Here is a 24174-nt window from a genome sequence, read left to right as displayed (position 1 = left end):
AAGATCAAAGCGGCTTCAGTTCAACACGCTTGATTTCCTTGACGATGACCAGATAGCTGATCACGGTCACCAGCGCATTGGCGCCGACGAACACCAGTGCACCCGAGAACGAACCGGTTTCTTTCAGGATATAGCCGATCACGATCGGTGTCGTGATGCCGGCGATATTGCCGAAGGTGTTGAACAGACCGCCCGACAAACCAACGATTTCCTTCGGTGCGGTATCCGCCACAACAGCCCAGCCGAGTGCGCCGACGCCCTTGCCGAAGAAAGCCACGGCCATGATGCCGACCACCAGCCATTGCGCATCGACGTAGTTGCACAGGATCATCGTGGTCGACAGCAGCATGCCGCCGACAATAGGAATCTTGCGGGACATGGTGACGCTGTTGCCGCGCTTGATCAGACGATCCGAAATCAGGCCGCCGACGACACCGCCGATGAAACCGCACACCGCGGGAATCGACGCGACGAAACCCGCCTTCAGGATCGACATGCCACGCTCTTGCACCAGGTACACCGGGAACCAGGTCAGGAAGAAATAGGTAATCGTGTTGATGCAGTACTGGCCGATGTACACACCCAGCAGCATGCGATTGCTCAGCAATTGCTTGATGTAGCCCCACTTGGCCTTGCCGTCGTCGGTGCCGGCGGCCGCTTTCGGCTTGGCCTGATCCATATCCACCAGACCACCGCCCTGCTCGATGTGCTCCAGCTCGGCCTTGTTGATCATTGGGTGATCTTTGGGGCTGTGAATGACCTTGATCCAGATGAAGGTCATCAAGATGCCGAATGCGCCCATGACGGTGAACACGTGGTGCCAGCCATAGACATGCGTGATCCAGCCCATCAGCGGGGTGAACAACACCGCAGCAAAATACTGCGCCGAGTTGAAGATCGCCGACGCGGTACCGCGTTCCGCCGTTGGGAACCAAGATGCCACGATACGGCCGTTCGCCGGGAACGACGGCGCCTCCGCCAGACCGACCATGAACCGCAACAGGAACAGCAGCACCACCGCTGCGGCCGTCCCGAACCAGGTAACGCCGCCCTGCAGCAGTGTGAAGAAGGACCACAGGAAAATGCTCAGTGCATAAATCTTCTTGGAACCGAAACGGTCAAGCAGCCAGCCGCCCGGCAGTTGTGCCAGCACATAGGCCCAACTGAACGCCGAGAAGATGTAACCCATCATCACCGGGTCGAGGCCGAGTTCGGACTTCATCGACGTGCCGGCAATCGACAGCGTGGCGCGATCCGCGTAGTTGACCGTCGTCACCACGAACAGCATGAACAGAATCAGATAACGAACATGGCTTGCTTTTGCGCCTGCGCGCACGGAGGCGCCTACCTTTGCGCCGACTTGATCAATACTCACGGACTATCTCCCGACCGGTACCGCGCTTCGGCCGACGTGCGAGGAGACGAAGACGAATAATCCGGATGCCAAAGGCTGATGCGCCGAGGGCGGTCTCCTGCTTATTGTCTTGCGGCGCGCAACAGGCTTGCAGCAGCAGTAATTATTATTAAAGGACTGTCATGCGACCGATTTGTTATCAGTCGTCATACAACATGAAGCGGAGTATAAACACGCCAATTTCATTTTGCAAACGAATTATCGAGGACAAATTAAAAAACCCGCAAAGCCTTATCCATAGCGGATTACAAGCCAACAAGAAAGTATGTGAAACCGCACTTTCTTTTGTAATTTCAGGACGTGAAAAACGGCCTTCTGCCACACAAAAATCGGGCTTTTTACAGCGTGATAGTAATGATGTTGTCTGATGATTTATAAGGAACGATCGGCGTACAACGACGGCTTCGCCCATGAAAAAAGCCGTCACCTGACGATGACGGCTTTCCCCGATTCAGATTGTTCAGACGAAAGGCGAACTGCCCTCCTCCTCTGAACGAACTGAATGGATGACGACTTACTTCGGCAACAACTGACCGCGAATCTCGCCACCCGGATGTACTGCGCTATGCACGTTGACGTACAGACCGCCAGCCATATAAGCAGCGTATTGCTCATCGGTGAATTTGGCGCCTGCCGGTACGGTCCAGCCGTTATCGCCGTTCTTGGTCAACCCAACCAGCACCGGACCATTGGCGCCGGCGGCACCGGTATGGATATGCGCCATCTTGCCCTCGATGCCCGTGGTCGTGATGCTGCCGCTCACCGTCTTGTCGGCGGCCACGCTGATGCTGCCGGTGCCGCTGGCAGTGGATGGATTGGCAGGCACTTCATTGCTACTCTTGAGTTCGACGCTGACGGTTTGCGCCATTGCCGATGCACCGGTCAACAGCATCGCTGTCAACAACGCTGCCTTGATATTTTGTGTCTTGATCATGATGTTCTCCTTAGTTTTTATCTCGGTTGAATCTCAGTCATTACATCTTGGAAAACCGCCAACGCAGTGTAGAACACAAACGATTCAGACGCTTGCCAGCGCCGCTTTGACGCGTTCCGGCGTGAACGGCACGGTGCGCAAGCGAATACCCACCGCATCCCAGACCGCATTCGCCAAGGCCGCCGTCACCGGAGAAGCAGCAGCCTCCCCGCCTCCCAGCGGCGGCATGGTTGGCCGGTCGATCAGGTCGATGCGCACCTCCGGCATCGCCGGGAAAGTCAAGATGGGATAACTTGCCCAATCGACGTTTTGCACCCGGCGCGTGTCGAAGCGGATCTCTTCAAACAAGCTGCGCGAGATGGTCTGCAAGATGCTGCCTTCCACCTGGGCGCGCAAGCCGTCGGGATTGATGATCAGTCCGCAATCATGCGCACACGCGACGCGCAGCACACGGATCTCACCACTGGCACGATTGACTTCAACTTCCATTGCCATGGCAACGTAGGTCTCGTTGTGCTTGTAGTGCGAATAGGCGATGCCGCGTCCGCGTTGATTGGTTTTACTTCCCGCGCTGGCGCTGGCGGCACGCGCTTCCCAACCGAACAGCGATGCCGTGCGTCTGATCACTTCCGCACCCCGTGCATCCTTGAGCGATTGCAAACGGAACGCCAGCGGATCGATACCAGCTTTGGCCGCGAGTTCGTCAGTCATGCACTCGACGGCAAAGATGTTGGCGATCTTGCCCGGCGCGCGGATGTTGGCCGGACGCAAAGGCGCGCTGTCGTGCCAGTGCACGCCGACCGAAACATTGGCAACCTCGTACGGCGGATCGCCGTTCTGCGTAATCAGGCCGGTCGAGATTCCCTTAGGTTGCGGCATGCCTGCAGTCTGCGGCGCCAGCAAGGGCACTGTCGGTAGACTCGCGGTTGCGCGCGGCAACCACATCTCGGTACGCCAGGCCGCGATCGTGTTGTCGGGGCCGAGCACCGCTTCCAGCGTCAGCGCCTGCGGCGGACCTTTGGGATCGAAACCGTGTTCGTCCTGACGCGACCACTGCACCCGCACCGGCTTGCCCAGCGCTTTTGACATCAGCGCGGCATCGGCCGCAGCATCGTCATGCCCATTCATGCCATAGCAACCGGCGCCGTCGACGTAGACCAACCGCACGGCCTCATTCGGCAAACCCAGCATTTGTGCATAAGCGGGACGATAGCGATGGGTGCCCTGCGAGGCGGTATAGATCGTGGCTTGCTTGGCGCCAACATCAGCCACCGCGCACGACGGCCCGATGGAGCCGTGCGTTTGCGCCGGCCAGTAATAACTGGCGCTCAGCTTGCCGGATGCTGCCTGCAATGCGGCAGCGGCGTTACCTTTGTTGACCAGCGTTTCTTCACCGTCGAAAGGACCGCTACGCAGCCATTGCTCGACCTTGTCATGTCCCATCAGCTTGCCGGTGTCGTTCCAGACCACCTTTAATGCAGCGGCAGCCTGTATCGCATCCCATTCGTCGGGCGCTGCAACGGCAAGAAAGTCGCCGATGCGTACAATCTTCACGCCGGGAAATTTCTTCACCGACGATTCATCCACCGAGATGATCTGCGCGCCCTCACCCGCCGGACGAAGTACACGACCATGCAGCATTCCCGGCAACTTCACGTCATGAACATAGGTATGCGTGCCGGTTACTTTGGCCGGCACGTCGGGACGCAACAGCGGTTTGCCGACGACGCGATAAGCGGTCGGATTGTTCAGCGGCGCCTTGGCATCCAGCTTGAGGTTGAAGCGCTTGCCACCGACCAGCTCGGCGTAGCTCACGCCACCACCACCGCCGCTCTTGGGCCGCACCACGCCATCCTGCACCATCAGTTCGGATGGTTGTTTCTGCAAACGCTCTGCCGCCATGGTAATGAGCGCCTCGCGCGCCGTCGCGGCAGCCTGGCGAATCTGTACGCCGCCACGCATGATGCCGGTGCTGCCGGCAGTCGGGCCCTGATCGGGTGTGAGCGCGGTATCGCCTTCGATCATCTCGATCTTGTCGACGCTGATGCCCAACTCTTCCGCGGCCATCTGGCGAATCGCAATGCGCAAGCCCTGACCCAGATCGACCTTGCCGGAAAACAGCGTCACCGTACCGTCCTGATGAATGGCAATAAAACCATCCACAGCGCTGACGTCCAGCGTCTTGTCCAACAACGCGTGGGGCTGCGCGTTGCCGCGCTTGTCGCGTAACACCTGCTCGGTTGCGCGCGCAGACAGCGGCAGCGCCAGCGTCACCACCAGCGCACCGCCCGCCTTGAGCAGTTGGCGCCGGCTCATTTGGAGATCGAATGGCGCGTTCATGCCGGTGTCCTCCCGGAGGCACGCATCACCGCGCGCACAATGCGCACATGCGTGCCGCAGCGGCAGAGATTCGCTGACAAGGCGTCTTTGATTTCGGTTTCGCTCGGTTTAGGATTGGAGGCCAGCAAGGCGGCGCTGGTCATGACCATGCCATTGGCGCAATAGCCGCACTGGGCGGCCTGCTCGGCGATGAATGCCGCTTGTACCGGATGCGGCTTGTCGGGTGTGCCGAGACCTTCGATAGTGGTGATGGATTTGCCGGCAACCGCCGACAAGGGCGTAATGCAACTGCGCAGCGGCGTCTTGTCGAGCAAGACCGTACATGCGCCACACTGCCCCAGACCGCAACCGAACTTGGGTCCGGTCAGGCCAATGGTGTTGCGCAGCGCATAAAGCAGAGGTTGTTCAGGATCGCGGACATCAACGGAACGGCGCGTTCCGTTGACGATGAAAGAGATGGTAGGCATGACGCTCTCCGGGTCTGTGAAGCGGTCTGTGAAGCGATCTGTGAAACGTTGAGGACAAATCTGTTGTTGGACTTATTTTCACTTGCACACCTGTAGCGCGATGGATTCTAGCATGCTGGCGGAATCCTCTCCGCGACCGTCCACACGCCATTTTCATGAACGTAGAACTGCCGAGAGCAACTGTCAAAGCGACACCTGCCATGGCCAAAAGCGCCAAAGCAGATAGAGATCCAACAATGAAAAACGGCTGTGATTACGCGAATCAGCAGCCGTTCAATGATGGCGAAATGTCCGGAGATATATCAGCGCTTTTTCTTGCGACGCTCGCCATACTTCTGCACGGCGGCACGTTCTTCGCTGGTGATTTCCAGCATGTCGGCATAGACCAAATCGACGGCCTGTTCATAGGACAAGGATTTGTCGAGCTCCATTTTTTCCGTGAGCAGCGCGTTTGATTTTTTCAGATTGCCGTCGCAGATATCGTGGATGAAATTCAGCTTGCGCTGGAAGTCGGAGACTGGTTTTTCAAAATTTGGTGATTTGCCGTAGCGCAGCCATATCAACGCCGCGCCGAACAGCCCCGCACCTGTCCCGATCAAAAGGTTTTGCATGCACTTCTCCAGCCGAGTGGTTAATCATTGTTATAACTCGTCACTGCAAGTGCGCAATGTCTTGCGCACCCTCTTCACTTGCTATTGTGCTTGGATCCCCCCAAGACGCTTGACCGGGCGTCTCATGTTTCAAAAAAACTTATCCCGGACAGCCGATATTAAGCGGCATTTTTCAGCGCTTCGCAACAAATCTTTACAACATACCAAGACGACTTGAAGAAGCGCGCCAGTAAAGGGTTTCACGTCAGCAAGGAGTCAGTTTTTTGTCAGGAAAGTGATGGTTTTTACCTTGCTTTTCGGCAATCAAATTCGACTCTCTGCATCGCAGACTCACGCCAACCACATGCTTGATTGATCGCAACTGAATGATCACAACTGAATCTGTAGGTTGCTACACGGCATGGTGTAGTACGACGCGTTTTTCCGCATTGGTCTAAGATCATGGCCTCGCCTGCTGGCGTGCATCAACTATTCCGAGAATCAAGGAGAGACATCCATGACCTACCTGGCCTCAAGCACCCGCTACGAAACCATGCAATACCGCAACTGCGGACGCAGCGGCCTGAAATTGCCGCTACTGTCACTGGGCATGTGGCACAACTTCGGCGATACCAGTTCGCTGGCGAACCAGCGTGAAATGCTACGCACCGCTTTCGACCTGGGTATCACCCACTTCGACCTGGCCAACAACTATGGCCCGCCGTACGGCAGCGCAGAAGCCAACTTCGGCCACCTGTTCAAACAGGATTTTCAGCCGTATCGCGATGAGCTGATCATCTCGACCAAGGCCGGCTGGGATATGTGGCCCGGCCCTTACGGCCAGGGCGGCGGCTCGCGCAAGTACGTGCTGGCAAGCCTGGACCAGAGCCTTAAGCGCATGAATCTCGACTATGTCGATATCTTCTATTCGCACCGCTTTGATCCGGACACCCCACTGGAAGAAACCATGGGCGCGCTGGCGACCGCTGTGCAGCAAGGCAAGGCGCTGTATGTGGGCGTGTCGTCGTACTCGCCGGAAAAGACCAAGGAAGCCGCTGCGTTGCTCAAGGAGTGGAAAATCCCCTGCCTGATCCATCAACCGTCGTACAACATGTTCAACCGCTGGATCGAGCAAGGCCTGCTCGATGAACTGGAGCGCCAGGGCATGGGGTGCATTACCTTCACCGCACTGGCGCAAGGCCTGCTGAGCGACAAGTATCTCAACGGTATTCCGGAAGATGCGCGCGTCAACCGTGCCGGCGGCGGCTCGCTCAAGGGCGATCATCTGAGTGATGAAAACCTGGCGCGCGTGCGCGTGCTCAATGACATCGCCAAGGCGCGCGGCCAGACGCTGGCACAGATGGCGCTGGCCTGGGTGCTGCGTGATCCGCGCGTGACGTCGACACTGATCGGCGCCAGCAGCAGCAAGCAGATCCGCGAAAACGTGGCGGCGCTGGACAAGCTGAGCTTCACCGCACAAGAACTGGCGGCGATCGACGAGCAGGCAAAAGACGGTCACCTCAATTTGTGGGAAGTGTCGTCACGCCATAAATAAACATTGAAAATGATCGGCATATCCTGGTCTTGCCGTTCTTGCCGGCACAGCAAAAACCGCCGCAGAAAGAAATTTCTGCGGCGGTTTTTCTTTTTCTGCGATCGCAAGAAGTCAGGTCAGCGTGCGTATCGAATTGCTGATCGCACGTCCACACTCCAGTACAAGCGGCCCCAGACGCTTCTCCGCTTCTTCCTGCGTCCAGCGACTGGTCGGCGCTACCACGTGCACGGCCGCCACCGGCATGCCTTGATTGTTGAGGATGGGCGAGGCAATCGTCATGTCGCCGAGGAAGAGTTCTTCCACATTGCAGGCGTAGCCCTTTTCACGAATTGTCTCCAGCACTTGCAGGATCTCGTTGATGTCGGTGCGCGTATGTTGCGTGCGCACGATCAGCTCGGTGGCTTGCAACTGGGCGCGCGCTTCATCAGGCGGCAAGGCGCTCAGATACGAACGACCCGAGGCCGTGCAATACATGGGAATACGGCTGCCGATGGGCATGTGGATGGGAATGAATTTGCTGCTCACGAAGCGCGCCACATAGACCATCTCCTGATCATAGGGCTCGGTCAGATTGACGGTCTCGCCGGTGATGTTCGCCAGCTCGGACAGGAAAGGATTAGCGACGTCGACGAGGATATCGGCGGCGAGATAGTTGTAGCCCACTTCCATGACCTTGGGCGTCAGTTGATAACGCCGTGTCTGCGAATGCTTGCGCACATACCCCAGCGCTTCGAGCGTGTAGATCATGCGTTGGGCAGAACTCTTGGTGATGGACGTCGCCTCCGCCACTTCAGCCAGCGTCATCGTGCGGCGCTGTGCGCTGAAGGCACGCAATACCGCTAGCCCCTTCTCCAGGGACTGGTTGAACAACAGATCCGAACCCTCACGCGGTTCTTTGATGTCCGTCTCGCTCATGGCAAACCTCTTGATGGCTATTTTTGGTGATGGATGACCAACGTAGGCACATTATAAATCGTATCGAATATCGATACAATAATATCTATTGACGATATTTAAAATGCGAATATACTTATTTTCGTCGCGTTTATTGATGTTCATTCCGTCAAACCCGGTCGCCCGCCGATCACGGCCGGACTCATACCAAAAGGGAAATGTATGAAACCGTTCACCGCTCTCCGCAAACATCTGCTCCACGCCGCCCTCATGTTTGCCGCCGTCTCCGCCTTTTCTGCACCATCTACCGTCCTCGCACAAAGCTCTTACACCGTCGGCGCAACGTCGACCGGTGTGCCGTTCACTTTTCTCGATATCAAGACCAACAAGTTGCAAGGCATGATGGTCGACACCGTGACCGCCGTCGGCAAGAACGCCGGCTTCATCGTCAACGTGCAACAGACGCCTTTTGCAGCGCTGATCCCTTCGCTGACTTCCAACAAGATCGACATCATCGCCGCCGCCATGCTCAAAACCGCAGCACGCGCGCAGATCGTGGACTTCAGCGATCCGGTCTATTCGTATGGCGAGGGATTGTTCGTCAACGCTGAAGACAAGCACGTCTACAAATCGCTGGATGATCTGAAGGATCAGATCGTCGGCGCACAGGTTGGCACCGTGTTTGTTGACGCGCTCAACAAGAAAGGCGGCTTCAAGGAAGTGCGCGTCTATGACTCCATCGCCGACATGATGCGCGACGTCGGCCTGGGCCGCATCAAGGCCGGCTTCGGCGATCGTCCTATCGTGGCGTATCAGCTGTCGCAGGGTGCCAATCCGCAAGTACGCCTGGTCAAGGAATATCAATCGACACTGATGGGCGACGTCTGCCTGGTGGTGCGCAAGGGCGAGACGCAATTGCTGGAACGCCTGAACAAGGCCATCGCAACGGCGAAGGCTGACGGTACGATTGCACGTATCGTGCAGCAGTGGAATCTCAACTAAGCATCCTCTCTTCGCCAGACTGCCGGCCACACGGTCGCGCAGTCTTCGGCGGAACCTCCCTTCTTTAATGCCGGTTTTTATCTCCGCGAAAACGCCATGCTTATCCAGAACATGCTCGATTTCCTGCCCATCCTGCTGCGTGGCGCATGGGTGACCATCGAGGTCACGATTTACGCTTTCATCCTGAGCTCGGTGATCGGCCTCGCCTTTGCGCTGATGAAACTCTCGCGCTGGAAGCCGCTGGCAATCACCGCCGCGACCATCATCAATATCATTCGCGGGCTGCCAATCATCGTGCAGCTGTTCTACATCTATTTCGTGCTGCCTGAATTCGGCATCCAGCTGAGCGCCTTCCAGGCCGGCGTGATCGGACTCGGGATTGCCTACTCCGCCTATCAGGCGGAAAACTTCCGTGCCGGCATCGAAGCCGTCGACGTCGGTCAGATTGAGGCGGCACAATCGATCGGCATGAAAAATCCCATGATCATGCGCCGCGTGGTGTTGCCGCAGGCGTTTCGCATCGCCCTGCCACCCTACGGCAATACACTGGTGATGATGCTCAAGGATTCATCGCTGGTGTCGACAATCACCGTGCTGGAAATGACACGCGCCGGGCAGATGATCGCTTCCTCCACCTTCCAGAACATGACGGTCTACACCATGGTCGCGATCTTGTATCTGCTGCTGAGCCTGCCGCTGGTGTACATCATCCGACGTCTGGAAATCCTTACCGGCAAAGGAAAAGCCAAATGATCGAGGTCAAGCAGATTCATAAATGTTTCGGCAAGCATGAAGTATTGAAAGGCGTGTCGCTGCAAGTTGCACAAGGTGAAGTCGTCTGCCTGATCGGCCCGTCCGGTTCGGGCAAGTCCACGGTGCTCCGCTGCATCAACGGACTGGAAACTTACGAAGCCGGCGAGATTCTCATCAACGGACAACGTGTCGACAGCATGTCCCCATCCATCCATCAACTGCGCACACGAGTCGGCATGGTGTTCCAGCGCTTTAATCTTTTCCCGCATCGCACCGTGCTGGAGAACGTGGTCGAAGGCCCGATCTTTGTCAACAGGATCGCACCGGACGTCGCGAAAAAATCCGCCATGGCGCTGCTGGAAAAAGTCGGCCTGGCGCAACGCGCCGATTCTTACCCCAGCCAGTTGTCCGGCGGCCAGCAACAGCGCGTGGCGATTGCCCGTGCACTGGCGATGCAGCCGCAGGCGATCCTGTTTGATGAGCCGACTTCTGCGCTCGATCCCGAACTGGTCGGCGAAGTACTGGCCGTCATGCGCACGCTGGCAGCCGACGGCATGACCATGATCGTGGTCACGCATGAGATGGGTTTCGCCAAAGAAGTGGCCGACCGTGTCTGCTTTTTGCATAGTGGCACCATCGTCGAAGAAGGTCCGGCCAAGGATGTACTTGGCGCACCTCAACACGCACGCACCAAGGATTTTCTGCGTCGCATTCTGGCGCCGCAAGTAGGAGAACAAGGCGGTCATCAGGGAATGGTGGTGACACCATGAGCAAATCCTTGCATCAATCTCTGGCTGGCGCGGCGCTGCCGCCTTCACTCTGGGCTGCCACCGCAACGGAAGCCGCACCAACACCGCCCTGCACCGAATCAAAAACCGTCGACGTCGCCATCATCGGCGGCGGCTACACCGGTTTGTCCGCCGCATTGCATCTGTCTGAAGCCGGCGTGAAGGTTTGCGTGCTGGAAGCCAGCGAGCCCGGCTGGGGTGCTTCCGGGCGTAACGGCGGCCAGGTGATTCCCGGACTCAAATACGACCCCGATCAGTTGCGCGTGATGTTCGGCTCCGCCAAAGCGGAAGGCCTGATCGACACCATAGGCAAAGCCGCCGATACCGTGTTCGACCTGATCGCACGTCACAACATTGACTGCGATGCCGTGCGCAACGGCTGGATCCAGCCGGCGCATTCAGCAGCCGTCATGCCCACGCTGGAAAAACGTGCGGCGCAATGGGCCGAACGCGGTGCACCGATTGAGTTGCTGGATCGTGACGCGGTCGCGCGCCGCATCGGCACCTCTGCATATGTCGGCGCCTGGGTTGATCGCCGCGCAGGCAGTATCCATCCGCTGAAATATTGCCGCGGGCTGGCACGTGCGGCATTGGCACAAGGTGCAACTATTCATGGCCGTACACCTGTCATCAAACTGGAGCGCCAGGGACAACGCTGGCTGCTGCATACCGAGCAAGGCGCCATCATCACCGCCGAGCGCGTCATCATCGCCACCAATGGCTACACCGGTTCGCTGTGGCCGCAATTGAAGCAATCCGTGATTGCCGCCAACAGCTTCATCGTCGCGACACGTCCGCTACCTGCAGCCTTGGGCGACAGTATTCTGGGAAACAAGGAAGTGGTGTCCGATTCACGGCGGCTATTGCTGTACTACCGCCGCGATGCCGAGGGCCGTTTACTCATGGGCGGGCGGGGGCCCTTTCCTGATCCGCAAGGACCGCAGGACTTTGCGCATCTGGAGCGTTCGCTGGCGCTGCTGTTTCCGCAACTGGCGGACGTTGAATATGAATATCGCTGGGCTGGCCGCGTGGCGATCACGCGCGACTTCCTGCCGCATGTCCACGAACCGGCCGCCGGGCTAACGATCGCCCTCGGCTACAACGGCCGTGGTATTGCCATGGCCAGCACCATGGGGCGCTGCCTGGCGCAACGCCTCACAGGCGACGGTACTGCATCAGCAAGTTTCCCGTTTCCGATCAGCACGATACAGCCGATTCCTTTTCATGGACTTCAGCGTTTTTATATCGCTGCCGGCGTGGCCTACTACAGCATTCTCGACAAGCTGTCGTAAGCGAACGACTCTTCGTCAACACCGGCAAGCGCAATGCTTGCCGGTTCGCTTTGGCCGATATATTCAGCTTATTTCAACGCCGCCGTAACCGATGCCGTCCACGCCGTCGTCGGACGACCAATCAAGGCCGAGAGTTGTCGTCCTTCGTCAAACAACGCGCCCTTGGAGGCCGCCGTATCCGAATTGGATAACAGAGCTGCAACAACTTCCGGCAAGCCGAAACCAACCAGTGCAGCCTTGTAATCCGCTTCCGGGATATTGCGATATTCCACCGACTTGCCGGACTGACGGGATACTTCCGCAGCCAGTTCGGCCAGCGTGTAAGCGCTGTCGCCGGCCAACTCATAAATCTTGCCGGCATGCCCTTCACCTGCCAGCACTACTGCAGCAGCCTCGGCATAATCGTTGCGCGCTGCAGACGAGATGCGGCCTTCACCGGCACTGCCGTAGATGGCGCCTTGCGCTACCGCACCCGGCACGCCGACGGTGTAGTTCTCGGTATACCAGCCGTTGCGCAAGATGGCCGCAGGCACGCCGCTGTCTTTGATGGCTTGCTCGGTCTCCCAATGCTCGGCAGCCAGTCCCAGTGACGAGGTGTCCGCGCGCAGGACGCTGGTGTAGGCCAGCAATTGCACCTTGGCGCGCTTGGCGGCATCGATAACGGCACGATGCTGAGCGAGACGCGCGCCGATTTCATTCGACGAGATCAGCAAGACCTTAGTGGCACCTTGAAACGCCGCATCAAGGCTGGCAGCGTCGGTATAGTCGGCGCGGCGCACCTGTACACCCAAGGCCGCGACATCGCCGGCTTTTTCAGGGCTGCGCACGGCGGCGACGATCTGGCCAGCGGAGACGGTTTTCAACAATGCTGCGATGACGAGACGGCCCAGTTGGCCGGCAGCTCCGGTAACGACGATCATGACGATTTCCTATTCAATAAAAATGGAGATTACGGGGAAAGAAATCGCAGATTACCGGATGTACTAACTTTTAGTAAGTACACACAAAAAGGTTAGTGTAAAATAATCGCATGAATACACGAGATCCCCTTCCAGGCGCGCTTGACGACCACGTTTCGCTCAAAGAACGGCTGCGCCGCGGCGAGCTGTTTTCCGGCGATTGCCCGTCGCGCGGCGTCCTCAAGCACATCACCAGCCGCTGGGGCGTGCTGATCCTGGTGGCGTTGCTGGCCGGCACGCATCGTTTCAGCGACCTGCGCCGCAAAATCGGCGGCATCAGCGAAAAAATGCTCGCGCAGACCCTGCAAGATCTCGAAGGAGACGGCCTGGTGATCCGCAAGTCCTATGATGTAGTGCCGCCCCATGTGGACTACACCTTGTCGCCACTGGGACTGGAAGCGGCGCAACGCGTGGAAGCGCTGACGGATTGGATAGAATCAAGCTTGCCGCGGATTATGGAAATACGGGAAGAGATACAAAGGACTTAGGGCAAGCACACGCCAGTTCTGCACATAACAAGAAACCGCATCGGCGTCTCGCCTGGTGCGGTTTTTTATTTCAGTAACAACGTCGTAGATGAAATAAATCTCTGCGAAAGAGTATTGCCTTCAGAACATTGTCAAATTTGTGGAAAAAAGACAAATTGGGTCCATTCCGCGACATCAAAATCAAAGGCCTGCGCAGCGCTTGCCTCCTCCTGCACATCAAAACAGAAGCTTGTTCCATGGCTATGTGAGATAGGCTTCAAATAGCAACAATTGCTGTCCATGCATAATTTTGAGTTGTATTATTAGCCATTGCGTCGTGGTGGCAAATGCCAGGCAAAATTTTCAATCAACGAGGGGGAAACACTCATGTCGGAAACAAAAAAATATCGTCTGGTGACGCGTAGCGATTTTGATGGATTGGTGTGCGCGGTGCTGTTGAAGCACCTGAACATGATCGACGAAATCCTGTTCGTGCATCCAAAAGACATGCAGGACGGAAAAATCGCCATCAGCGACAACGACATCACCACCAACCTGCCGTTCGTACCGGGCGTGCATATCGCCTTCGATCACCATCTGTCGGAAACCATCCGCAATACCGGTGAGCGCAAGAATCACGTGATCCATCCCGACGCGCCATCGGCCGCGCGCGTGGTGTACGACTACTACGGCGCTGAAAAAGCTTTCCCCGCATCGTGGGGCGAAATGATGGCCGCCGTCGACAAGGGCGACGCCGCACGCTTCAACGAGCAGGAAGTGCTCAATCCGGAAGGCTGGGATCTGCTCAACTTCCTGATGGATGCCCGCACCGGCCTCGGCCGTTTCCGCGACTTCCGCATCTCCAACTACAACCTGATGATGGATCTGATCGAACTGTGCAAAACGCACACCATCGATCAGATCATGGCTTCACCCGACGTCAAGGAACGCAAGGATCTGTACTTCGAGCACGCAGAAAAGTGCAAGGATCAAATCCGCCGCTGCGCTACCGTGCACAAAAACCTGGTCGTCCTGGACCTGCGCAACGAAGAAGTCATCTTCGCCGGCAACCGCTTCATCATCTACGCCCTGTTCCCGCAAACGAACATCTCCATCCACGTGCTGTGGGGTCTGAAGAACCAGAACACCGTCTTCGCCACCGGCAAATCGATCCTCAACCGTACGTCGAAGACCAACATCGGCGCGCTGATGCTGGAATACGGTGGCGGTGGACATGAGAATGCGGGTACTTGCCAGGTAGAGAACGACAAGGCGGAAGAAGTGTTGAAGGTGCTGATTTCGCGCATTAACGCGGATGGTTAAAAGCCCCGTGCGCTCGCATTGAAAACGCGAACGCATCGGCATCAGGCAGTACGAAAAGAAAGCTCCCTTGTGGAGCTTTTTTGTTGCACCTTCCAGCAATGGGGAATAGCTGGACTGGCGCAAACAAATAAGCAGCCAAAATTCAGCATCGGTCTCCATATTGCGCCCTTCCCGCCGAATCCGACAGGATGACCGGAATTCACGTACACTCAGGACAATTACCAGTAACAAGTTACGCTGATCAACTAAGCTAGCCAGTTACACCAACGCGACAACCAAATCGCTCTCTGAATCGCCCCGCCTACCCAGGTGCTCTCACGGTGATTCAACTTGCATCGAACCCAGCCATCCTGCGTGTGACTTGGAGCACACAAACCTGGATTCAGCTCTTTCCGCACTTCCCCCATGACCGCTCTCTGCGCACAACGGCGTAGTCGGCGGCGTTTATACGCTTGTACGAAATGCACCTTCGACGCTATTGCGACCGAAGGCGTCGGCGTTCGTACACGCAGGATGAAAGACGTGAATCGTGAACCAAGACCAGACACTAATCGAAGAAGAACTCCCGCTGCGCGCCGAACTGTTCAGCGCCCAGCAAATGGAACAGCATGGCCGGGTACTGGCCAATGCACACAAGCTTGATCCGGTTTACGGCCCCGACAAGTTGCTGGCACGACTGGCCGACAATGAAGCCACCATCATCGATGCCTGCACCAGCCTGACTGCAGCGATCAAGGCCGGGCGCCAGGTCACGCCTGCCGCGGAATGGCTGCTGGACAATTTCTATCTGATCGAAGAACAGATCCGTACCGCCAAACGCCATCTCCCCAAAAATTACAGCAAGGAATTGCCACGTCTGCTGCACGGCCATTCTGCCGGCAGTCCGCGTGTCTACGACATTGCGCTGGAAACGATCTCGCACGGCGACGGCCGGGTCGATCCGGAAAGCCTGAGCCGCTTCGTGGTGGCGTATCAGCAGACAACAACGCTCAATCTGGGCGAGCTGTGGGCGATTCCCATCATGCTGCGGCTGGCACTGATCGAAAATCTGCGACGCGTTGCGGCACGCCTGTCGGCGACACGCATCAATCGCAACCTTGCACATTTCTGGGCCGACGACATGCTCGAAGTGGCCGAGAAGAATCCCAGCAACCTGATCCTGCTGGTGGCCGATATGGCGCGCTCCGCGCCACCGATGGAGAGTTCATTCGTCGCCGAGCTGGTGCGCCGCCTGCAAGGTCAAAGCCCAACACTTACCTTGCCGCTGACGTGGCTGGCCCAACGCCTGGCCGCATCCGGCACCACCATCGAACACTTGGTTCAGCAGGAAAGCCAGCATCAGGCCGCCGACCAGGTTTCCATCAGCAATAGCATCGGCTCGCTGCGCTTCCTGACCAGTATGGACTGGCGCGAATTCGTCGAGACCATGAGCACTGTTGACCACATTTTGCGCGAAGACCCCAGCGATACCTACGCACGCATGGACTTTGCGACACGTGATCGCTACCGTCATGTCGTCGAAAAAATATCGCGCGAAGGCGCGTTGTCCGAGACCGAAGTCGCACGTGAGGCCATTGCGATGGCACAGACTGCAGCGACGCAGATCGACAGAGGCGATCGCCGCGCGCACGTTGGTTATTACCTTATCGGCCAGGGTCTGGAAGCATTGCAGACGGTCGCGACCCAGCACGTTCCACTACGCGCAAAATTGGCACGAATGGCGAAGGCGCGCCCGATGACGATGTACCTCGGCACCATATTTACGATCACCGCATTGGCGACCTGGTGGGTGCTGGCTGAAGTGCATCATGAATACCGTGGCAGCGCAGATCAATGGTATCCGTTGTGGCTAGCCTTGCTGGGATTGTTAATCGCGCTGCCTGCCAGCCAGCTGGCGCAATCTGTCGTCAACTGGCTGGTACCCATGCTGACGCCGCCACGACTATTACCTAGAATGGACTTATCCGGTGGCATTCCACCTGAATGCCATACCCTCGTCGTGGTGCCGACCTTGCTCAGCACGACCGCCGGCGCTGAGGCTCTGGTCGATGCGCTGGAAGTACGCTTTCTCGCCAATCAAGACGCCAATCTGCGCTTTTGTCTGCTGACCGATTTCGCCGACGCCACTAGCGAGAGCATGCCCGAAGATGCTCCCCTGCTGACGTTTTCTACCCAGCTGATGGCCGAGCTCAATATCAAATATCCGCGTGCGGGCGGCGACAGCTTCTTGCTCCTGCATCGCCCACGCCGCTGGAATCCGGCGCAAGCGACGTGGATGGCCTACGAGCGCAAGCGCGGCAAACTAGGAGATCTCAATGCCTTCCTGCGAGGGAGCAGCCACGATGCTTTCAGCGCCGTCGTCGGTGACACTACCGGCCTCGTAAACACACGTTACGTCATCACGCTCGACACCGACACCGAACTGCCACGCGACGCGGCCCGCCAGTTTGTCGCAACGATGTCGCATCCACTGAATCGTCCCGTCTACGACGCAGCGCAGAAAAAAATCAGCGACGGCTACGGCATTTTGCAGCCGCGCATCGCGGTCAGTTCCCCCAGCGCCCAGGCTTCTCGCTATGAGTTGCTGTACGGCGGCGAGACGGGTATCGATCCATATACCCGCACCGTCTCCGATGTGTATCAGGATCTGTTCGGCGAAGGCTCGTTCATCGGCAAGGGGATCTACGACGTCGACGCGTTCGAACAAGTATTGCAGGAACGCATGCCTGAAAACCGTATTCTCAGTCACGACCTGCTGGAAGGCTGTTACGCGCGCGCAGGCCTGATCAGCGACGTGCAGTTATACGAGCAATACCCGTCACGCTACAGTGCCGACGTCAGCCGACGCCATCGCTGGATTCGCGGCGACTGGCAGATTGCCGCCTGGTTATGGCCACGCGTACCAATGAACCGCGACGCAAAAGGAAAGCTTCACTACGAAAAGACACCTCTGTCGGCCTTGTCGCGCTGGAAGCTGTTCGACAATTTGCGCCGCAGCCTGGTTGCGCCGGCGCTGACACTGGCGACACTGGGTGGCTGGATTCTGTTGCCTAAGGCATGGCTCTGGACGGGTCTGGTACTGGTTGTATCGCTGACGCCTGCCTTGTGCTCGCTGTTGCTCAATCTGCTGAAAAAATCCGGCGAGATTCGCCTGCAGCAACACATCTCGGCATCGCTGTCAGCGCTCGGCGCTCAGCTGGTGCACGCCGGTCTGGCCATCAGCCTGCTGCCTTATGAGAGCTGGTACCACCTGGATGCCATCCTGCGTACGCAATGGCGTCTGCACATCTCAGGCAAACGCCTGCTGGAGTGGAACAGCTCCAGCGAGGTCAATGCACGCGCCGGTAATCGGCTGCGTTCTTACTACGCGGCGATGTGGCAGTCACCGCTGCTGGCGCTGGCCGTGGCGCTGTATCTCGATTTGCGTCACCCCGTCGCGCTGGCTGCTGCCGCACCAATCCTGATTCTGTGGTGGCTCGCACCGGTTATCGTGTTCCGCATCAGCCAGCCGATCACGCAGCGCGCACCGCATCTGAGCGATACCCAGCAGACTTATCTGAATTCGCTGGCGCGCAAGACCTGGCTCTTCTTTGAGACCTATGTCGGCCCGGCCGATAACTGGCTGCCTCCCGACAACATGCAGGAGCATCCTGTGGAAGTGCTGGCGCGACGCACTTCCCCGACCAATATCGGACTGTCGCTGTTGGCCAATCTGACGGCGTATGATTTTGGCTACATCCCCGGCGGCCAACTATTGGAACGCACCCGCAACACCTTTCAGACCATGTCCGCGCTGGAGCGGTATCAGGGTCATTTCTACAACTGGTACGACACGCAATATCTCCACCCACTGCCGCCGGCCTATGTCTCAACCGTCGACAGCGGCAACCTTGCCGGTCATTTGCTCACCTTGCTGCCGGGGTTGCAGGCATTGGCCGATGCGCCGGTGCTGCATCCGAATCTGTTTCCCGGACTCCGCTCAGCCTATGTGATTCTCGACGAGCTGTCGCATAACTTGCCGCTCCCTGAGGCGCAACAACTGTCGCCGCTATTCGGGCGCGAATTGCTGGCGGCATGCGCAACACCCCCCTCATCAATGAGTGATGCTTGCACAGTACTCGACGGCCTGCTTCGCCACCTGGCCGATTTTTCACGTGGCCTGAATCAGGGAAACAGCGCGCAGATTGCTGGCGCTGCCGCCTCAGCTATTACACCCAACGCGCCACCCGACAAATATCTGCAACGGCTGAGTCAGCTCCGCCAATGGGAACGCGCGATCTCCAGTCAATGCCGCGAGGCGCTGGCAGAACTGCATGCGCTGGCGCCGTGGCTACGCACCAATCACTTCAAACGCTGCAGCGACAATCTTCCATCGCTCGCGGCTGTTCTCAATGGCGCGCTCACGCTGCGCCAGATTGCCCAACTGCCTACGTTGTCTCTTCCTGTGCAAACTTCAGACAGCGATAGCGACGAAAACAAGGTCGCGCTGACAGCCTTGCAAGGCTTGCTCAAAGAAGGCAGCGATCTGGCGGCCTCGCGTCTTGCTGCAATCGACATGCTGGTGATGCAAGCAGCAGAATTCTCGCGCATGGAATACCGTTTTCTGTACGACCCGGCGACTCATCTTCTGGCAATTGGCTACAACGTTACTGATCGCCGGCGCGACACCGGTTTCTACGACTTGCTGGCATCGGAAGCGCGACTGGCGACCTTCGTCGGTATCGCGCAAGGGCAACTGCCGCAAGACAGTTGGTTTGCGCTGGGCCGACGACTCACCATCGCCGGCGGCGAACCTATTCTGCTGTCGTGGAGCGGTTCGATGTTTGAATACCTCATGCCCTTGCTGGTCATGCCGACGTTCACCGGTACTTTGCTCGATCAAACCTATCGTTCGGTTGTCGAAAGGCAGATCAGCTACGGTGCGCAGCGCGGCGTATTCTGGGGCATGTCCGAGTCGGGTTATCACAGCTTCGACGCCAGTCTGAATTATCAATACCGAACCTTCGGCGTGCCGGGCCTGGGCTTCAAGCGTGGCCTGGGCGATGATCTGGTGATTGCCCCCTACGCCTCAATGATGGCGCTGATGGTGGCGCCGGAGCAAGCTTGCAATAACTTGCAGGAGATGAGTACCGCCGGATTCGAAGGCGTGTTCGGCATGTACGAAGCGATCGACTACACACCGTCGCGCCTGCCGCGTGGTCAAAGCAACGCCGTGATCCGCTCGTTCATGGCGCATCATCAGGGCATGGGCTTTTTAGCCTTGGCTTACCTGCTGCTGGATCGGCCGATGCAACGCCGCTTCGAATCCTATCCCTTGTTTCAGGCCACCATGTCGCTGCTGCATGAGCGCGTTCCCAAGGCCGGCGCCAATTATTCCAGCGCATCAGAACTGGCTGACGTGCGCATCGCCGCCGGTGATCAGGATCAGCAGATCCGTGTGGTGCGTCGCCCCGATCCGCGCACGCCGGAAGTACAACTGCTCTCCAACGGCCGCTATCACGTGATGATCACCAGTGCGGGCGGTGGTTATAGCCGCTGGAACGACATCGCCGTCACACGCTGGCGCGAAGACACCACGCGCGATCACTGGGGCAGCTTCTGCTATGTGCGCGACATCCGGGAAGATGAATTCTGGTCGACGGCCTATCAACCGAGTCTGACGACGCCGACGCATTACGAGGTCATTTTTTCCGAAGGCCGTGCCGAGTTCAGGCGCAACGACCGTGATATCGAGATGCATACCGAAATCGTGGTCTCGCCCGAAGACGACATTGAACTGCGCCGTACCAAGATCACCAATCGTTCGCGCTCGACGCGCACACTGGAAATCACCAGCTACGCGGAAGTCGTGCTCGCACCGGCAGCTGCCGACGCCATGCATCCGGCGTTCAGCAACCTGTTCGTCCAGACCGAGATCGACATGCAGCGTGGCGCCATCCTGTGCACACGCCGACCGCGTTCGGCCAACGAAAACGTGCCGTGGATGTTCCATCTGATGGCGGTGCACGGCGCCGAGGCTGACGCGGCCTCTTACGAAACCGACCGCATGCAGTTTCTCGGTCGCGGCAACACGCCCGCCACGCCGCAAGTCATGGGCCAGGTCGGTCCATTGTCGAACAGCGCAGGTTCGGTACTCGATCCGATCATGTCGATCCGTCGCCGCATCACGCTTGAAACGGAGCAATCCGTCACCATCGATATGGTGACCGGCGTCGCTGCCAGCCGCGATATCTGTGAAGAGCTGATCGGCAAATATCAGGATCGCCATCTGGCCGACCGCGTCATGGAACTGGCATGGACCCACAATCAGGTGGTGCTGCGCCAACTCAATGCCAGCGAGGCAGACGCTCAGCTCTACGGCCGTCTGGCCAACTCGGTGGTCTATGCCAATCCTTTGCTGCGCGCCGAAGCCAGCATTCTGGCGCGCAACCGGCGCGGCCAGTCGGCGTTATGGAGCTACGCAATATCGGGAGATCTGCCCATCGTTCTGGTACAGATCCGCGACATGGTCAACATCGAGCTGGTGCGCCAATTGGTACAGGCCCATGCTTACTGGCGATCCAAGGGACTTGCCGTCGATCTGGTCATCTGGAACGAAGATCACGCCGGCTATCGGCAAGTACTGCAAGAACAGATTCTGAATCTGATCTCTTCCGTCACCGGCGCGCATACGATCGACCGCCCGGGTGGCATCTTTGTGCGCCTGCTGGATCAGATCTCCGACGAAGACCGCATCCTGTTCCAGTCGGTCGCACGCGTGATTCTGAAAGACACCAGCGGCACGCTGGCCGAACAAGTCGCTCGCCGCGATGCCCCGGAAGTAAAAATGCCGCTGCTGTCGCCCAAGACAGGCCCGGTATCGGATGTCGACATTGCTTTGCCGTCGGCACAGATTGCCACTCCACCGCTGCTATTGCTGGAGAACGGCACGGGCGGCTTCAGTGCCGATGGGCGGGAATATCTGATCACCACCGGCGAAGATCGCTATACGCCGGCGCCGTGGAGCAACGTCATCGCCAACGCACAGTTCGGCAGCGTGGTGTCGGAAAGCGGCCAGGCCTATAGCTGGGCCGAGAACGCACACGAATTCCGCCTGACCCCGTGGGCCAACGATCCCGTCAGTGACGGCGGTGGCGAAGCTTTCTATCTGCGTGATGAACATAGCGGTGCAAGCTGGTCGCCGACACCATTGCCGCGACGCGGCAGCGGCGATTATCTGACACGCCACGGCTTCGGCTACAGCGTGTTCGAGCATAGCGAAGCAGGCATTTTTTCCGTGCTGACCATGTTTGTTGCACTCGATGCGCCGGTGAAATACATGGTGCTGCGTGTACGCAACGACTCCCGGATGCAACGCCAGTTGTCTGCCACCGGCTATGTCGAATGGGTGCTGGGCGACTTGCGCGCCAAGACCGCGATGCATGTGAACAGTGAAGCCGACACCACCACTGGCGCGCTATTGGCAAGCAATCACTACAACACCGAGTTCCCGCAACGCGTCGCCTTCTTCGACCTGGACGCCACAACAAAGACGGTCACTTGCGATCGCAATGAGTTCATCGGACGCAATCGTTCTCTGCAAAATCCTGTCGCGATGGAACGGCAACGCTTGTCCGGCAAGATCGGTGCCGGCTTCGATCCCTGCGCCGCGATACAGACGGTGTTTGACCTGGCTCCCGGGCAAGAGCGCGAACTGGTGTTCATGCTGGGCCTCTGCGATACCCGCCATGCCGATACCAGCGCACTGATCCTTGCCCATCGCGGCGCTGCCACTGCGCGCACAGCATTGCAATCGGTCAAGGACTACTGGCAGCACACGCTGGGCACGATTCAGGTCAACACGCCGGAGCCTGCACTGGACGTACTGGCCAATGGCTGGCTGCTCTACCAGACGCTGGCTTGCCGCATGTGGGCACGCAGCGGCTACTATCAATCGGGCGGCGCGTTTGGCTTCCGTGATCAGTTGCAGGACAGCATGGCGCTGGTCTATAGCGAACCTGCACTGGTACGCAACCACTTGCTGCTGTGTGCTGCGCATCAGTTCGTCGAAGGCGACGTCCAGCATTGGTGGCATCCGCCCACCGATCGCGGCGTACGCACGCATTGCTCGGACGACTACCTGTGGCTGCCGCTGGCGGTACATCGCTATGTCACGATCACCGGTGATGTCTCTGTGCTGAGCGAGACAGTAAGCTTCCTCCAGGGCCGTGCTGTCGGTCCGGAAGAAGATTCTTACTACGACCTTCCCCAACGCTCGGCCGAGAGCGCAAGCCTCTATCAGCATTGCGTGCGCGCAATCCGGCACGGACTGCAGTTCGGCCAGCATGGCTTGTCTCTGATAGGCTCATGCGACTGGAACGATGGCATGGACAAGGTCGGCGAGCATGGCAAGGGAGAAAGCGTCTGGCTCAGCTTCTTCTTCTACGAAGTCATGATGCGCTTCGCCGATGTCGCAACGCTGCATCAGGATCAGGAATTTGCCGCTGGTTGCCGTGAACATGCGCAGACCTTGCAAAAGCACATCGAACAAAACGGCTGGGACGGCAACTGGTATCTGCGCGCCTACTTCGATGATGGCAGTCCGCTCGGCTCTGCCGCCAACGTTGAATGCCAGATCGACTCCATTTCACAAAGCTGGGCGGTACTGTCGGGCGCCGGCGATTCTGGTCGCGTACAGCAGGCAATGCAGTCGGTGCGGCAACGCCTGGTGCGCGATGAGGACAAGTTGATTCAACTGCTCGATCCGCCATTCGACCACTCCGATCAAAACCCCGGCTACATCCGCGGTTATGTTCCCGGCGTACGCGAAAACGGGGGGCAATATACGCACGCAGCGATCTGGACAATCATGGCATTTGCGCGTATGGGCGATCACCAGTCTGCATGGCAATTGGTGCGCATGATCAACCCCATCAATCACACCCGCAACGCTGAGGAAATCGCCAACTACAAGGTAGAACCTTACGTGATCGCAGCAGACGTCTACGCCGTGACACCGCATACCGGTCGTGGCGGCTGGACGTGGTACACCGGCTCAGCCGGCTGGATGTACCGCCTGCTCGTCGAATCCTTGCTGGGCTTGCACATCGAAGACAACAAACTGACCATCGACGCGTGCATCCCTCCCGAATGGAACGGCTATGGCATCGACTATCGCTACGGTGAAACCCGTTATCGGATAGCCATCACACTCGGGCAGGTGATGGAAAACACAGCAAGGACGGAGACAGACAACGAACCAGGGACTGCAGGCCGATTCAGGCTCGACGGCATTGACGTGCCTGAGACGTTTGTGACGCTGGTAGACGATCACGAGGAGCATCAGATCGACGTCATGCTGTCTCGCTGACGGGGTCGTATCGTTTATGTCAGACATAGACAAAAAAGGCTCCCGAT

General features: G+C 58.1%; 15 protein-coding genes. 8 read left to right on the top strand and 7 right to left on the bottom strand.

The genetic code is table 11. The annotated features are described in order from the left end of the window. Nucleotides 1–4: 4 nt before the first annotated feature. From PQR63_RS10470 to PQR63_RS10450, 5 genes are all read right to left on the bottom strand, one after another. Nucleotides 5–1288 (bottom strand): MFS transporter, encoded by a 1284-nt coding sequence (locus PQR63_RS10470; RefSeq protein WP_408168082.1) that lies wholly within the window; start codon nt 1286–1288, stop codon nt 5–7. 640 nt (nt 1289–1928) lie between these two features. Next, complete coding sequence (locus tag PQR63_RS10465; protein ID WP_408167808.1) at nt 1929–2348, bottom strand: CHRD domain-containing protein; 420 nt, start codon at nt 2346–2348, stop codon at nt 1929–1931. Between the two features lie 84 nt (nt 2349–2432). Then, nucleotides 2433–4688 (bottom strand): xanthine dehydrogenase family protein molybdopterin-binding subunit, encoded by a 2256-nt coding sequence (locus PQR63_RS10460; protein WP_408167807.1) that lies wholly within the window; start codon nt 4686–4688, stop codon nt 2433–2435. Then, the gene (locus PQR63_RS10455) at nt 4685–5155 is read right to left on the bottom strand and encodes a (2Fe-2S)-binding protein (RefSeq protein WP_408167806.1); all 471 of its coding nucleotides are present in this window, start codon (nt 5153–5155) and stop codon (nt 4685–4687) included. The genes PQR63_RS10460 and PQR63_RS10455 overlap by 4 nt, the downstream gene beginning before the upstream one ends. Nucleotides 5156–5457: 302 nt before the next feature. After that, the gene (locus PQR63_RS10450) at nt 5458–5766 is read right to left on the bottom strand and encodes a hypothetical protein (RefSeq protein WP_408167805.1); all 309 of its coding nucleotides are present in this window, start codon (nt 5764–5766) and stop codon (nt 5458–5460) included. A gap of 496 nt (nt 5767–6262) precedes the next feature. Here PQR63_RS10450 and mgrA point away from each other — a divergent pair, with 496 nt between their 5' ends. Continuing rightward, nucleotides 6263–7300, top strand: coding sequence for an L-glyceraldehyde 3-phosphate reductase (mgrA, locus tag PQR63_RS10445; protein ID WP_408167804.1), 1038 nt, complete (start codon nt 6263–6265; stop codon nt 7298–7300). Nucleotides 7301–7411: 111 nt separating this feature from the next. Here mgrA and PQR63_RS10440 read toward each other — a convergent pair whose 3' ends face one another. Continuing rightward, nucleotides 7412–8215, bottom strand: a complete 804-nt coding sequence (locus tag PQR63_RS10440; RefSeq protein ID WP_408167803.1) for an IclR family transcriptional regulator — start codon at nt 8213–8215, stop codon at nt 7412–7414. 201 nt (nt 8216–8416) lie between these two features. On the opposite strand from PQR63_RS10440, the gene PQR63_RS10435 reads away from it, so the two are divergent. The 4 genes from PQR63_RS10435 to PQR63_RS10420 all read left to right on the top strand — a co-directional run bounded on the left by PQR63_RS10435 (nt 8417) and on the right by PQR63_RS10420 (nt 12029). Next, nucleotides 8417–9196: an ABC transporter substrate-binding protein gene (locus PQR63_RS10435; RefSeq protein WP_408167802.1), complete on the top strand. Its 780-nt coding sequence runs from the start codon at nt 8417–8419 to the stop codon at nt 9194–9196. A 96-nt stretch (nt 9197–9292) separates the two neighbouring features. After that, nucleotides 9293–9949, top strand: a complete 657-nt coding sequence (locus PQR63_RS10430; RefSeq protein WP_408167801.1) for an amino acid ABC transporter permease — start codon at nt 9293–9295, stop codon at nt 9947–9949. After that, the gene (locus tag PQR63_RS10425; protein WP_408167800.1) at nt 9946–10719 is read left to right on the top strand and encodes an amino acid ABC transporter ATP-binding protein; all 774 of its coding nucleotides are present in this window, start codon (nt 9946–9948) and stop codon (nt 10717–10719) included. The genes PQR63_RS10430 and PQR63_RS10425 overlap by 4 nt, the downstream gene beginning before the upstream one ends. Further along, nucleotides 10716–12029 (top strand): NAD(P)/FAD-dependent oxidoreductase, encoded by a 1314-nt coding sequence (locus PQR63_RS10420; RefSeq protein WP_408167799.1) that lies wholly within the window; start codon nt 10716–10718, stop codon nt 12027–12029. Before PQR63_RS10425 ends, PQR63_RS10420 begins: the two co-directional genes overlap by 4 nt. A gap of 68 nt (nt 12030–12097) precedes the next feature. On the opposite strand, the gene PQR63_RS10415 is transcribed toward PQR63_RS10420, so the two are convergent. After that, nucleotides 12098–12949 carry an SDR family oxidoreductase gene (locus PQR63_RS10415; protein ID WP_408167798.1) on the bottom strand — a complete coding sequence of 284 codons (852 nt, stop codon included), beginning with the start codon at nt 12947–12949 and terminating at the stop codon, nt 12098–12100. A gap of 110 nt (nt 12950–13059) precedes the next feature. Between PQR63_RS10415 and PQR63_RS10410 the strand changes: the two genes are divergently transcribed. The 3 genes from PQR63_RS10410 (at nt 13060) to PQR63_RS10400 (ending at nt 24127) form a co-directional block, all read left to right on the top strand. Continuing rightward, complete coding sequence (locus PQR63_RS10410; RefSeq protein WP_408167797.1) at nt 13060–13476, top strand: winged helix-turn-helix transcriptional regulator; 417 nt, start codon at nt 13060–13062, stop codon at nt 13474–13476. A 366-nt stretch (nt 13477–13842) separates the two neighbouring features. Further along, nucleotides 13843–14778 (top strand): exopolyphosphatase, encoded by a 936-nt coding sequence (locus PQR63_RS10405; RefSeq protein ID WP_408167796.1) that lies wholly within the window; start codon nt 13843–13845, stop codon nt 14776–14778. A gap of 529 nt (nt 14779–15307) precedes the next feature. Continuing rightward, entirely contained in the window at nt 15308–24127 is an 8820-nt protein-coding gene (locus PQR63_RS10400; RefSeq protein WP_408167795.1) for a glycoside hydrolase family 94 protein, read from the top strand. The last annotated feature ends 47 nt before the right edge of the window (nt 24128–24174 follow it).

Source organism: Herbaspirillum rhizosphaerae, from assembly GCF_046025915.1.
GTDB classification, from domain to species: domain Bacteria; phylum Pseudomonadota; class Gammaproteobacteria; order Burkholderiales; family Burkholderiaceae_D; genus Herbaspirillum; species Herbaspirillum rhizosphaerae_A.
Note: the sequence above shows the minus strand (reverse complement) of the source record. Positions and strands in the feature narration are given on the sequence as shown.

Excerpts from the sequence above, each read along its gene's own strand:
- PQR63_RS10470 (WP_408168082.1), bottom strand. The coding sequence starts at position 1,288 with ATGCTGTTCGTGGTGACGACGGTCAACTACGCGGATCGCGCCACGCTG.
- PQR63_RS10465 (WP_408167808.1), bottom strand. The coding sequence starts at position 2,348 with ATGATCAAGACACAAAATATCAAGGCAGCGTTGTTGACAGCGATGCTG.
- PQR63_RS10460 (WP_408167807.1), bottom strand. The coding sequence starts at position 4,688 with ATGAACGCGCCATTCGATCTCCAAATGAGCCGGCGCCAACTGCTCAAG.
- PQR63_RS10455 (WP_408167806.1), bottom strand. The coding sequence starts at position 5,155 with ATGCCTACCATCTCTTTCATCGTCAACGGAACGCGCCGTTCCGTTGAT.
- PQR63_RS10450 (WP_408167805.1), bottom strand. The coding sequence starts at position 5,766 with ATGCAAAACCTTTTGATCGGGACAGGTGCGGGGCTGTTCGGCGCGGCG.
- mgrA (WP_408167804.1), top strand. The coding sequence starts at position 6,263 with ATGACCTACCTGGCCTCAAGCACCCGCTACGAAACCATGCAATACCGC.
- PQR63_RS10440 (WP_408167803.1), bottom strand. The coding sequence starts at position 8,215 with ATGAGCGAGACGGACATCAAAGAACCGCGTGAGGGTTCGGATCTGTTG.
- PQR63_RS10435 (WP_408167802.1), top strand. The coding sequence starts at position 8,417 with ATGAAACCGTTCACCGCTCTCCGCAAACATCTGCTCCACGCCGCCCTC.
- PQR63_RS10430 (WP_408167801.1), top strand. The coding sequence starts at position 9,293 with ATGCTTATCCAGAACATGCTCGATTTCCTGCCCATCCTGCTGCGTGGC.
- PQR63_RS10425 (WP_408167800.1), top strand. The coding sequence starts at position 9,946 with ATGATCGAGGTCAAGCAGATTCATAAATGTTTCGGCAAGCATGAAGTA.
- PQR63_RS10420 (WP_408167799.1), top strand. The coding sequence starts at position 10,716 with ATGAGCAAATCCTTGCATCAATCTCTGGCTGGCGCGGCGCTGCCGCCT.
- PQR63_RS10415 (WP_408167798.1), bottom strand. The coding sequence starts at position 12,949 with ATGATCGTCGTTACCGGAGCTGCCGGCCAACTGGGCCGTCTCGTCATC.
- PQR63_RS10410 (WP_408167797.1), top strand. The coding sequence starts at position 13,060 with ATGAATACACGAGATCCCCTTCCAGGCGCGCTTGACGACCACGTTTCG.
- PQR63_RS10405 (WP_408167796.1), top strand. The coding sequence starts at position 13,843 with ATGTCGGAAACAAAAAAATATCGTCTGGTGACGCGTAGCGATTTTGAT.